6 protein-coding genes are annotated in these 12,504 nt (G+C 71.2%); 2 read left to right on the top strand and 4 right to left on the bottom strand.

The features are described 5' to 3' along the window. Positions 1–48 precede the first annotated feature (48 nt). The 3 genes from B1H29_RS22470 to B1H29_RS22460 all read right to left on the bottom strand — a co-directional run bounded on the left by B1H29_RS22470 (position 49) and on the right by B1H29_RS22460 (position 7,254). Positions 49–5,010, bottom strand: a complete 4,962-nt coding sequence (locus B1H29_RS22470; RefSeq protein ID WP_055417226.1) for an NAD-glutamate dehydrogenase — start codon at positions 5,008–5,010, stop codon at positions 49–51. A 903-nt stretch (positions 5,011–5,913) separates the two neighbouring features. Beyond that, the gene (locus B1H29_RS22465; RefSeq protein ID WP_055417761.1) at positions 5,914–6,585 is read right to left on the bottom strand and encodes an HAD family hydrolase; all 672 of its coding nucleotides are present in this window, start codon (positions 6,583–6,585) and stop codon (positions 5,914–5,916) included. A gap of 153 nt (positions 6,586–6,738) precedes the next feature. After that, positions 6,739–7,254 (bottom strand): DUF6912 family protein, encoded by a 516-nt coding sequence (locus tag B1H29_RS22460; RefSeq protein ID WP_055417227.1) that lies wholly within the window; start codon positions 7,252–7,254, stop codon positions 6,739–6,741. 332 nt (positions 7,255–7,586) lie between these two features. Between B1H29_RS22460 and B1H29_RS38630 the strand changes: the two genes are divergently transcribed. Beyond that, positions 7,587–8,453, top strand: a complete 867-nt coding sequence (locus tag B1H29_RS38630) for an Rv3235 family protein (protein ID WP_055417228.1) — start codon at positions 7,587–7,589, stop codon at positions 8,451–8,453. 294 nt (positions 8,454–8,747) lie between these two features. Here B1H29_RS38630 and secA read toward each other — a convergent pair whose 3' ends face one another. Then, the gene (gene secA, locus B1H29_RS22450; protein WP_055417229.1) at positions 8,748–11,594 is read right to left on the bottom strand and encodes a preprotein translocase subunit SecA; all 2,847 of its coding nucleotides are present in this window, start codon (positions 11,592–11,594) and stop codon (positions 8,748–8,750) included. Between the two features lie 275 nt (positions 11,595–11,869). On the opposite strand from secA, the gene B1H29_RS22445 reads away from it, so the two are divergent. After that, on the top strand, positions 11,870–12,436 hold the full coding sequence (locus B1H29_RS22445) for a GNAT family N-acetyltransferase (RefSeq protein ID WP_055417230.1): 567 nt from the start codon (positions 11,870–11,872) through the stop codon (positions 12,434–12,436). The last annotated feature ends 68 nt before the right edge of the window (positions 12,437–12,504 follow it).

Here is a 12,504-nt window from a genome sequence, read left to right as displayed (position 1 = left end):
AAGGCGCCCCGGGCCGCACGGCCCGGGGCGCCTCACACGACTACGCCGTCACGAATGCGTGCGCAGCAGCGTCCGCATCGTCCGCATCGCCACCGACAGGTTGGACAGGTCGAAGGACTCCGAGTTGTGGATCTCCTCCAGCGTGGTGCGGGCACGGCCGAGGATCGCCGCGTTCTTCTGCTCCCACGCCTTGAACCGCTGCTCCGGCGTCGACGTGCCGTCGCCCGCCGCCAGGATGTCGGCGGTGAGCGACGCGTGCGCCGCGTACAGGTCCTCGCGGATCGCCGCGCGGGCCATGGACTGCCAGCGGTCGTTGCGGGGCAGGTCGCTGATCCGGTCCATGAGCTGGGTGACGCTCAACCGGTCGGCGAGGTCGTAGTACACCTCGGCGACGTCCAGCGGCTCCTTGCCCGTGCGGTCGGCCACCGACACGATGTCCAGCGTCGGGAAGGCCGAGGAGAACCCCGCCACCCGCGTGGCAGGCTCGTCCGGGACACCGGCGGCGGTCAGCTCGTCGTAGATGTGCTGGTACCACTCCGCGTCCGCGCCGCGCAGCAGCTTGGGCAACTGCGCCCAGACCTGCTCGACGCGCTCGGCGAAGAACTCCACCGTCTCGGCGAGCTCCAGCGGCTGCGGCCGGTTGTTGAGCAGCCAGCGCGTGCCGCGCTCGACCAGGCGGCGCGAGTGCAGCCGGATGCGGGTCTGCACATCGGCCTCGACCTTGGTGTCCAGGGCCTCCACCGCGTCCCACACCGGGGAGGAGCGGAAGATCGCCCGGGCCGCGGTCTGCGCCCGCACGATCTCCTCCAGCGACGCGCCGGTCTCCTCGCGCATCCGGTGCAGGTACGTCGTACCGCCCGTGTTGACCGTGTCGTTGACCAGGACGGTCGTCGTGATCTCGCGGCGCAGCGGGTGGCCGTCGATCCGGTCGAGGAACTGCTCACGCAGCGCCGTCGGGAAGTACGTGTGCAGCAGACCCTTGAGATACGGGTCGTCGGGCAACGAGGTGCGCAGCAGCTCCTCGGCGACCGTGATCTTCGTGTAGGCCAGCAGCACGGCGGTCTCCGGGCCGGTCAGGCCCTGCCCGGTGCCGAGGCGCTCGCGGATCTGGCGGTCGGTGGGCAGGAACTCCAGGGCCCGGTTGAGGTGGCCCTCCCTGACCAGGTGGCGCATGAAGCGCTGCTGGGCGTGGAGCATGTCCTTGGACTGGGCCAGCGCGTTGGCGATCGCCGTGTTCTGCGCGTAGTTGTTGCGCAGGACCAGCGCGCCGACCTCGTCGGTCATCTCGGCGAGCAGCTTGTTGCGCTGCTTGACGGTCATGTCGCCGTCCTTGACGAGACCGTTGAGCAGGATCTTGATGTTCACCTCGTGGTCGGAGGTGTCCACGCCCGCGCTGTTGTCGATGGCGTCGGTGTTGATCCGGCCGCCGTGCAGCGCGAACTCGATCCGGCCGAGCTGGGTCAGGCCCAGGTTGCCGCCCTCACCGACGACCTGGACCCGCAGGTCCTTGCCGTCGACGCGGATGGCGTCGTTGGCCTTGTCGCCGACGTCTCCGTTGGACTCGGTGGCCGCCTTGACGTACGTACCGATGCCGCCGTTCCACAGCAGGTCCACCGGCGCCGAGAGGATCGCCTTCATCAGCTCGGCCGGGGTCATCTTGGTGATGCCGGACTCGATGCCGAGGGCCTCGCGGATGTGCGCGTTGACCGGGATCGACTTGGCCGTGCGCGGGAAGACGCCGCCGCCGGCCGAGAGCAGCCCGGTGTCGTAGTCCTCCCACGACGAGCGCGGCAGCTCGAACAGGCGGCGGCGTTCGGCGTACGAGGTGGCCGCGTCCGGGTCGGGGTCGAGGAAGATGTGCCGGTGGTCGAAGGCGGCGACGAGGCGGATGTGCTCGCTGAGCAGCATGCCGTTGCCGAACACGTCGCCGGACATGTCGCCGACGCCGACGACCGTGAAGTCCTGGGTCTGGGTGTCCACGCCCAGCTCCCGGAAGTGCCGCTTGACGGACTCCCAGGCGCCGCGGGCGGTGATGCCCATGCCCTTGTGGTCGTAGCCCGCCGAGCCGCCGGAGGCGAAGGCGTCGCCGAGCCAGAAGTTGTAGGACTCGGCGACCTCGTTGGCGATGTCCGAGAACTTCGCGGTGCCCTTGTCGGCGGCGACGACGAGGTAGGTGTCGTCCTCGTCGTGCCGGACGACGTCCGCCGGGTGCACGACCTCGCCGGCCACCATGTTGTCGGTGATGTCCAGCAGCGCCGAGATGAAGGTCCGGTAGCTGGCGATGCCCTCGGCCATCCAGGCGTCGCGGTCCACGCTCGGGTCGGGCAGTTGCTTGGCCACGAAGCCGCCCTTGGCGCCGACCGGCACGATGACGGTGTTCTTCACCATCTGCGCCTTGACCAGGCCGAGGATCTCGGTGCGGAAGTCCTCCCGGCGGTCCGACCAGCGCAGACCACCGCGCGCGACCTTGCCGAAGCGCAGGTGCACGCCCTCGACGCGCGGCGAGTACACCCAGATCTCGAACGCCGGGCGCGGGGCGGGCAGGTCGGGGATGGCCTGCGGGTCGAACTTCATGGAGACGTAGTCGTGCGGCTTGCCGTCGCCCGTCTTCTGGAAGAAGTTCGTCCGCAGCGTCGCCTTGATGACGGTGAGGAAGGACCGCAGGATGCGGTCCTCGTCGAGGCTCGCGACCTGGTCGAGGGCCGCGTCGACCTCCTCGAGCAGGGCGTCGACGATCTCGCGCCCGGCACGCTGGCGCTCCGGGGCCATCCGCGCCTCGAAGAGCGAGACGAGCAGCCGCGTGGTGTGGACGTTGTTGCGGAGGGTGTCCTCCATGTAGTCCTGGCTGAACGTCGAACCGGCCTGCCGCAGGTACTTGGCGTAGGCGCGCAGCACCATCGCCTGCCGCCAGGTCAGTCCGGCGCTGAGCACGAGGGCGTTGAAGCCGTCGTTCTCCGCCTGGCCGGTCCAGGTGGCGGCGAAGGCGTCCTGGACGCGCTCGCGCGCGTCGTCGCCGAGGTAGTCGGCGCCGCCGGCCACCGACTTGGGCATGCGCAGCCCGAAGTCATAGATCCAGGCGGTCGTACGGCCCGGGCAGCGCAGTTCGTACGGGCGCTCGTCGGTGACCTCGACGCCGAGCCGGCTGAGCACCGGCAGGACGGCCGACAGGGAGACCTGGCCGCCCTTCTGGTAGATCTTGAAACGCCGCTCCTCGGGCGCGGCGCCGACCGGCTCGTACAGGCTCAGCGCGAACGTCCGGTCCTCGTCGAGCCGCTCCAGGTGACCGAGGTCGGCGACCGCGGAGCGCGGTCCGTGGTCGGCCTTGTAGCCCTCGGGGAAGGCACTGCCGTAGTGGCGCAGCAGCTCCGCGGACCGCTCCTCGCCGATTTCGGCGGTCAGCGCCTCGGCGAACCCGTCGGCCCAGGAACGGGCGGCCTCCACGAGGCGGGCCTCGATGCGGTCCTTGTCGGCGTCGGACAGCTCCGGCAGCTCGGTGCCCTGCGGGACGCGGACCACGAAGTGCAGCCGGGACAGGATCGACTCGGTGTTCCAGGCCGTGAAGTCGACGCTGGTGCCGCCGAGCTCCTCCTTGAGGATGTCGATGATCCGCAGCCGGACACCGGTGGTGTAGCGGTCGCGGGGGAGGTAGACGAGGGCCGAGTAGTAGCGCCCGTACTCGTCCTGCCGCAGGTAGAGCCGGAGACGGCGCCGCTCCTGGAGGTAGAGCACGGAGGTGACGATGGCCTGCAGCTCGTCCGGCGGGGTCTGGAACAGCTCGTCGCGCGGGTACGTCTCCAGGATCTGCAGCAGGTCCCGGCCGTCGTGGCTGTGGGGCGAGAAGCCGGCCCGCTCCAGCACCTCCTCCACCTTGCGCCGGATGACCGGGACGCGGCGGACGGACTCGGTGTAGGCGGCGGAGGAGAACAGGCCGAGGAAGCGGCGCTCGCCGACCACGTTGCCGTTCTCGTCGAACTTCTTGACGCCGATGTAGTCCAGGTACGACGGCCGGTGCACGGTGGCCCGGCTGTTGGCCTTGGTCAGCACCAGCAGCCGGTGCTCGCGGGCCTTGGCCCGGGCGTCGGCGGGCAGCCGCTCGAAGGACGGGCTGACGGGGTGGCTCTCGTCGGCCGCGTGGTGCGGGTCGGAGCGCAGGATGCCGAGGCCGGTGCCGGCGACGGCGGCGAGCGAGTCGTCGCCGCGCAGCTCGTACTCGCGGTAGCCGAGGAAGGTGAAGTGGTCGTCGGCCAGCCAGCGCAGCAGCTCGCGGGCCTCCTCCAGCTCCCGTGGGGGAAGGTCGTCGGGGGCGGGCTCCGTCGGGAGCCGCTCGGCGATGCGGACGGCCGCGTCCCGCATCTTGCCCCAGTCCTCGACGGTCTCGCGGACGTCGTTCAGGACGCGCAGCAGGTCGGCGGTGATCTGCTTCAGGTCGCCGCGGTCGGTCTCGCGGTCGATCTCGACGTGGATCCAGGACTCGACGTGCGCGTCGTGCGGCAGGTCGTCGGTGGGCGGACCGGCGAGCACCTCGACGAGCTTGCCGGTGAGGTCGCGCCGCACCACGACCTGCGGGTGGACGACGACGTGGATGCCGCGGCCCTGCCGGGTCAGCTCGTTGGTCACGGAGTCGACGAGGAAGGGCATGTCGTCCGTGACCACCTCGACGACGGAGTGGCTGCACGTCCAGCCGTTCTCCTCGACCGTCGGGGTGTGCACCCGCACGTTCGCCGTGCCCTGCGGGCGGTTCTCGGCCAGCCGGTAGTGCGAGACGGCTGCTCCGAAGACGTCGACCGGGTCGCGGTCGGCCAGGTCCTCCGGGGCGGTGTGCCGGTAGTAGCGCCGGAGGAACGCGAACACGGATGCGTGGTCCGGGGTGCCCGGGGTGTCCGGGGTGTCCGACGTGCCCTCGTCCGTCGTCGTCCCAGTCGGTAGGTGCCCCCCGACCGGGCTGTTCTCAGCTACCCGCGCAGCCCTTTCGAGCAGCTCGGCCTTGGCTTCGTCCAGCTTGGTCTGCATTGTCCTCTGGCTCCTGTCGCGCGCCGTTGCGTGACGTAGAAGGAAGTACGGTCTCCTGCCTTCCGGCATGACGTCGAGACGCGGGGTGTCCGGTCTGTTCCGACGCTATGCCGCAAGGTGAGAGGAGCGGGGGCATATCAGCCAATGTCGCCGCGCTCGCCGGGTGTGACGTCGCTCTCCCTGTCACCGTCCGGGGGGTGCGCGGCGCCGTACCGGGGGCTTTCGATGCCCCGTCCCGCCCGCGAAGACCAGCGACCGCCGCCCGGACACGGATGTCGTCCGTGCGTACCGGGCGCAGAGCAGGGGCGCCGATGCCCCCGCGAGCTATCGCGCTGATCACGCCACAAGGCTATCGCTCCTTGCGGGGCCCCCGTCACGAGCCGCATGTGTACAAAACCACGACCCGAACTTGGACGTTCTGCACAGCCGCAGCCCGACGTGCGGGCCGCCATGGCCACCGTGGCCGCGGGCGTGGTGGTCGCCGTGTCCACAGGCAGTGGTGGCCGCCGTGGCTGCGGGCAGTGGCTGCGAACCGTGGCCGCCGGGACCGCGGGCAGGGCAGTGGCTGCGACCGTGGCCGCCGGGACCGCGGGCAGTGGTGGTCGCCTTGGCCGCGGGCCGTGGCTGCGACCCTGGCCGCGGGCATCCGCGCGGCAGCCGTGGCCGCCGGAGCCGCTGGGACCGCCAGGACCGCCAGGACCGCCAGGGGCAGTCGTAACCCGGGACCGCCAGGACCACCAGGGGCAGTCGTAACCCGGGACCGCCAGGACCACCAGGGGCAGTCGTAACCCGGGACCGGCATCCCACGGAGCCGGGTCGCGCGCCCCGCCCCCGGCCGACACCCACGCCGGGCACCATCCGGCGGACCGCGGCCACCGGCTCACCACCGGCGCCGCCACCCGCTCACGCCGCCAGCCGCTCCGCCTCCGCCACGGCCTCACCCAACGTGTCCACCACGGGCACCCCAACCCCCTCCAGACTGGCCCGGCTGTGCGACCCCCCGGTGTACAGCACCGCCCCCGCCCCCACCTGCCGTGCGGCCACCGCGTCGTCCGCGGCGTCCCCGATCACCACCGTCCGAGCGGGATCCACCCCGGCGAACGCCAGCTCCGCGAGGTGCCGCACCATGTGCTCGGCCTTGCTGCCCCCGGACGGTCCGACCCGCCCGTCGACGCGTATGAAGTGCGTCTCGATCCCGAACCCCTTGACCAGCGGCAACAGGTCGTCATGTCCGTACATGCTGAGAATCGACTGACTGCGCCCCGCCGACCGCCAGCCGGCGAGCAGCTCCGCCGCGCCCTCGGTGAGCCCGCACCGCACCCGGTGCTCGGTGTAGTGGCGGTGGAAGGTCGCGTCCATGACCTCCCACTCGGCGGCGGTCGGCAGCCGCCCCATCAGCCGCTCGTAGAACTTCGGCACCGGCACGCAGTACAGCGCCCGGTACTGCTCCAGCGTGATCGACGCCAGTCCCAGCTCGGCGAACGCGGCGTTCGTCGCCCCGATGATCGCGTCATTGTCGTGGAACAGCGTCCCGTTCCAGTCCCAGACGATGTGTGCCCCTGTCTGCATCCCCATGCCCGAAAACGTACCCGCCGCCACTGACAATCAAGACGGGGGCCATCACGGCGGGACGGCGGGACCGCACGGCCGCCGGCACCGCCCACGGAACGGCGGGACCGCACGGCCGCCACCGCACGCCCGCACCCGCGCCCGCGGGACGGTCCTACGTCAGTGACCCGGCCCCACCAGGCCCGGGATCTCCTGCGTCGCGTACCACAGCAGCTCGTGGTCCTCGGCGCCGTCCACGACGGACCGGGCGTCGTCGTCCCCGCCGTCCGCGGCCGCGAGAGCCCCGGCCGCGGCGGCCACGTCCGCCTCCGCGTCGGCGGAGTCGACGTGCACCGAGGCAGCCTTGGCCAGCCGCAGGGCCCCGGCGAGCCGCACCTCGCCCAGCGCCGCCGGACCGGGCCCCCGGTCCGGGTCGGCCGAGACCGCGCCGTCGGACACGTCGGCGGCGACCACGACCCGGCGCCGCGTCGCACCGGCGTCGGCCGCCAGCAGCCGCAGCGAGGCCAGCGCGGCCCGGCTCAGGGCGGCGTACTCGAGCTCCTCCATGTCGTCCGACTGGCACCACTCGCGCAGCGCCGGTGTGACGGCGTAGGCGACGAGCGGTCCGGTCCCCAGTTCTCCCGTCCTGTGCGCCTCGGCGAGGCCGGAGAGGGTCAGGGGGACGTAGACGCGCATGAGACTGCCGCTTTCGTGATCGGGAACGCCACCGAAGGCCCGGGCCGGCCGGGGATGGCCTGGAAGAACCTCAGGATACGTGCGGGTGTCCCCTTTCGGGCCCCCACCCGCCACGCCCGCCGCGTCCACTCCCGCCCCCGGAACTCACCCGGTACGGCCGCTCCAGCGCGGGCTTTTCGACCTCTGCGATCACTCTGATAGGTGAACCTTCCGGCCTCCCGCCCCGGCCGCTCTCTGCCTTGCCGTCCGGCCCGGCCACCCCGTACAAGATCCACGACCAAGAAGTTACTGCCCGGTATCACCTCACCGGGCCACCGAACGGGGAGCCTCCCATGCGCAAGGTCATGACCAGGACCCAGCTCAGCCCGAGCGGCACGTCCCTCCGCACGCCGGACGGTCCGCTCGCCCCGGTCCCGCCCCGGGGGCCCGGCGACGACCCCACGTTCCGGCCCTCCGGCGCCACACCGCCCTACGTCCCCGCCCCCGCCGCCGCTCCCGCCCGCGTACCCGAGGCCGCTCCCGCCCGCGTACCCGGCGCGGTCCCGCCCCGAGCGGTCGGTGGCGTACCGCCGCGCGTGGCCGGTGGCGTACCGCCGCGCCGGCCCGGCGGACGCGTCGCGGGGACCACGGCGCCCGGCGGCCGCCCGCCGGGCTCCCCGGGCGGCAGGTCCCCCCGGTCCCGTACGAGGCCGGCGGACACTCGCCCGCCCACGGCCGGCCCGGGCAGGGCCCCCGGGCCGGGCCCGCGTCCGGCGGTCGCCCTCGTGACGCCCGCCGCCGCGCCGGCCACGCACCCGGCCGCCCCGGCCCCGGCAGCGCCTGTCGTCCCCGCCCAGGCCCCTCGCCGTCCCGTCCCGCAGCTCCGGCCCACCGACCGCTTCGCCGAGCTCCTCCTCAGCGTGCTCAGCGGCCGGCGCCCCGTCCACTCGATGCTCCGCCACACCGTCGGCCGTGCCTACGACGATCTGGCCCACCTCGCCGAACGCGGCCCCTTGCGCACGCGCGGCACCTCCCCCGTCGTCCGCGACATCGGCTACTTCGAGCCCCGGCCGGGTGCCCTGGAAGTCTTCGCCCGCATCGGCGCCGGCGACCAGCTACGTGCCATGGCCTTCCGGCTGGAGCAGGGCCGCGACCTGCGCTGGCGCTGCACGGCGGTGGAACTGGGCGGGCCCCGCCGGCCCCACACGGACGACGCCTGACACCGCCGCGAGACCGCCGCCGAAGACCGGCGCCGGAGGCGACCGGCGACGACCGGAGGTCACCGGAGGCCACCGGCAATGGTGACGACCGGCGGGCGGCCGCCGGGACAGCCGGACAGTCGGGACCCAGGACAGCCGGGACGGCCAGGACAGCCGGGACAGCCGGGACAGCCGGGACAGCCGGGACAGCCGGGACAGCCGAAGGGCCGGGCACCCAGAGGTGTCCGGCCCTTCCCACCGCTACGGCGCCCACGCGCACCGCACCGTCACGTTCGCACCGTCACGTCCGCACTGTCACTTCTTGCGGCGCCGTCCGCCCTTGGCCTGCTTGCGGCGCTCCGCGCGGGTGAGCCCGTCGGACTGGGGCTGCGCGGGCTCGCCGTCGGTGGTGAAGTCGCCCTCGACGACACCGCCCTCGCCGTCCACGGTCGGCGCGGAGAAGTGCAGTCCCCGGCGCTGGGGGGCGTCGAGCCCCTTGGCACGGATCTCCGGACGGGCGCCCGCCTGGGCCGGGACCGCGTCCTGCGCGCCCTTCTCCAGCGACGGCGCGGTGTCCTCGACCGGGACCTCCTCGACCTGCTGCTCGACCTGGACCTCCAGGTTGAACAGGTAGCCGACGGACTCCTCCTTGATGCCCTCCATCATGGCCTGGAACATGTCGAAGCCCTCGCGCTGGTACTCGACCAGGGGGTCCTTCTGCGCCATCGCGCGCAGGCCGATGCCCTCCTGGAGGTAGTCCATCTCGTAGAGGTGCTCGCGCCACTTGCGGTCCAGGACCGAGAGCACGACCCGGCGCTCCAGCTCACGCATGATCTCGGAGCCGAGCTGCGTCTCGCGCGCCTCGTACTGCTCCTGGACGTCGTCCTTGATGGACTCGGCGATGTAGTCGGCGGTGAGGCCGGCCCGGTCGCCGGCCGCCTCCTCCAGCTCCTCGACGGTGACCTTCACCGGGTAGAGCTGCTTGAAGGCACCCCACAGACGGTCGAGGTCCCAGTCCTCCGGGAATCCCTCGGCGGTCTCGGCCTGGACGTACGCGTCGATCGTGTCGTTCATGAAGTGCTGGATCTGCTCCTGCAGGTCCTCGCCCTCCAGAACGCGGCGCCGCTCGCCGTAGATGACCTCGCGCTGCCGGTTGAGGACCTCGTCGTACTTCAGGACGTTCTTACGGGTCTCGAAGTTCTGCGTCTCGACCTGCGACTGGGCGGAGGCGATCGCGCGCGTGACCATCTTGTTCTCGATCGGCACGTCGTCCGGGACGTTCGCCATCGACATCACGCGCTCGACCATCTGGGCCTTGAACAGCCGCATCAGGTCGTCGCCCAGGGAGAGGTAGAACCGGGACTCGCCGGGGTCGCCCTGACGGCCGCTGCGACCGCGCAACTGGTTGTCGATACGCCGCGACTCGTGCCGTTCGGTACCCAGCACGTAGAGGCCGCCGAGGTCCTTGACCTCCTCGAACTCCGCCTTGACCGCCTGCTCGGCACGCTCGAGGGCGGCGGGCAGGGCCGCGGCCCACTCCTCGATGTGCTCCTCGGGGTCGAGGCCGCGCTGGCGCAGCTCCGCCTCGGCGAGGTCCTCGGGGTTGCCGCCGAGCTTGATGTCCGTACCACGGCCGGCCATGTTCGTGGCGACCGTGACGGCGCCCTTGCGGCCCGCCTGGGCGACGATCGTCGCCTCACGGTCGTGCTGCTTGGCGTTGAGCACCTCGTGCTGGACACCGCGCTTGCTGAGCTGCTGCGAGAGGTACTCGGACTTCTCGACCGAGGTGGTGCCGACGAGGATCGGCTGGCCCTTGCGGTGCTTCTCCTCGATGTCGTCGACGACCGCCTCGAACTTCGCGACCTCGGTGCGGTAGATCAGGTCCGACTGGTCCTTGCGGACCATCGGCCGGTTGGTCGGGATGGGCACCACGCCGAGCTTGTAGATCTGGTGGAACTCGGCGGCCTCGGTCATCGCCGTACCGGTCATGCCCGACAGGCCCGGCTGCTCCTTGCCGTTGCGGTCGTGGCGCTTGTAGAGGCGGAAGAAGTTCTGGAGGGTGATCGTGGCGAGCGTCTGGTTCTCGTCCTTGATGTCCACCCCTTCCTTCGCCTCGATCGCCTGGTGCATGCCCTCGTTGTAGCGGCGGCCGGCGAGGATACGGCCGGTGTGCTCGTCGACGATCATGACTTCGCCGTCGATGACGACGTAGTCCTTGTCCTTCTTGAAGAGTTCCTTGGCCTTGATGGCGTTGTTCAGGTAGCCGACCAGGGGGGTGTTCACCGACTCGTAGAGGTTGTCGATGCCCAGCCAGTCCTCGACCTTGGCGACACCCGACTCGTGGATGGCGACGGTGCGCTTCTTCTCGTCGACCTCGTAGTCGCCGGTCTCCTCGATGCCCTTGAGGGTGTTGCCCGCCTCGCCCTTCTTCAGGCGGGTGACCAGCTTGGCGAAGTCGCCGTACCACTTGGTGGCCTGGTCGGCCGGGCCGGAGATGATCAGCGGCGTACGGGCCTCGTCGACGAGGATGGAGTCGACCTCGTCGACGATGGCGAAGTTGTGGCCGCGCTGGACGAGTTCGTCCTTGGACCACGCCATGTTGTCGCGCAGGTAGTCGAAGCCGAACTCGTTGTTCGTGCCGTACGTGATGTCGCAGTTGTACATCTCGCGGCGCTGGGCCGGCGTCTGGTTGGCGAGGATGCAGCCGACGGTCAGACCGAGGAACTTGTGGACGCGGCCCATCATCTCGGAGTCGCGCTCGGCCAGGTAGTCGTTGACCGTGACGATGTGCACGCCCTCGCCGGACAGGGCGTTGAGGTAGGCGGGGAGCGTGCCGACGAGGGTCTTGCCCTCACCGGTCTTCATCTCGGCCACGTAGCCCATGTGCAGGGCCGCGCCGCCCATCATCTGCACGTCGTAGTGCCGCTGTCCCAGGACGCGCTTGGCGGCCTCCCGGACGGTGGCGAAGGCTTCGGGAAGCAGGTCGTCCAGGCTCTCACCATCGGCGTAACGCTGCTTGTACTCATCGGTGAGGGCCCGCAGCTCGGCGTCGGAGAGGTCGACGAAGTCCTCTTCGATGGAGTTGACCTGGTCCGCGATGCGGTGCAGCTTGCGCAGGATCTTGCCTTCGCCTGCACGCATGATCTTCGAGAGGACGGACACGGGGGTTGGTCTCCTTGCCGGTCGGGCCTGGGACGGTCGTTTTCCTGTGACGTACTGAGCAACGGCCATCGTATGCGAGGACCCCGCCGCCCCGGGAGCCCGCCGTAACGGGGACCGTGTGCTCCTTCATCCAGCTTCCGGTCTGCTGTCATCGGTTCAACGTCCGAGCCCCGCGGATGGTGCCGCGCCTGTCGGCGAATTGCGCGAAAAGTGTTCGTCTGTTCACGCACGGCAAAAAGATGGCGCCGTCACGTACCGCCGCGCAGAATCGGCCGATGGAACCCGTCACGCTCACCACCGACCGCCTCGTCCTGCGCACGGCCGGCCCCCAGGACACCGAGGCCGTGTACGCCGCCGCGCAGGACCCCGACATCCAGCGCTGGACGACGATCCCCTCGCCCTACCTCCACGAGCACGCGCGGAGCTTCACGGAACAGATGGTCCCCGACGGCTGGGCGAACGCCTCGATGTTCACCTTCGGCCTCTTCCTCCCCGCGGGGGACCTGGTGGGGATGCTCGGCATCACGATGATCTCCCTGGGCGTCGGCGAGATCGGGTTCTGGGGCGCCAAGGAGCACCGCGGCCACGGCTACGTCACCGAGGCCGCCGTCGCCGCCTCCCGCTGGGCCTTCACCGACCGGGCGATCGACCGCCTGGAATGGCGCGCCGAGGTGGGCAACGCGGCCTCCCGCGCGGTGGCCCGGCGCGCGGGCTTCACCATGGAGGGGACGTTGCGCTCCGCCATCAACAACAAGGGCGTACGCCGCGACTCCTGGATCGGCTCCCTCCTCCCCTCGGACCTCTCCCTCCCGTCTACGTCCCCGTACTCGCCGGCACCGTAGCCACGCCGCCCGCGCAGCCGCACCGCACCCCGCACACCGCACCCCCGGGACAACCGCACCCCACTGTC

The sequence above is a fragment of the Streptomyces pactum genome, assembly GCF_002005225.1.
GTDB lineage: Bacteria > Actinomycetota > Actinomycetes > Streptomycetales > Streptomycetaceae > Streptomyces > Streptomyces pactum_A.
The sequence above is the reverse complement of the archived record's forward strand: the minus strand, read 5'-3'. Positions and strand labels throughout refer to the sequence as shown.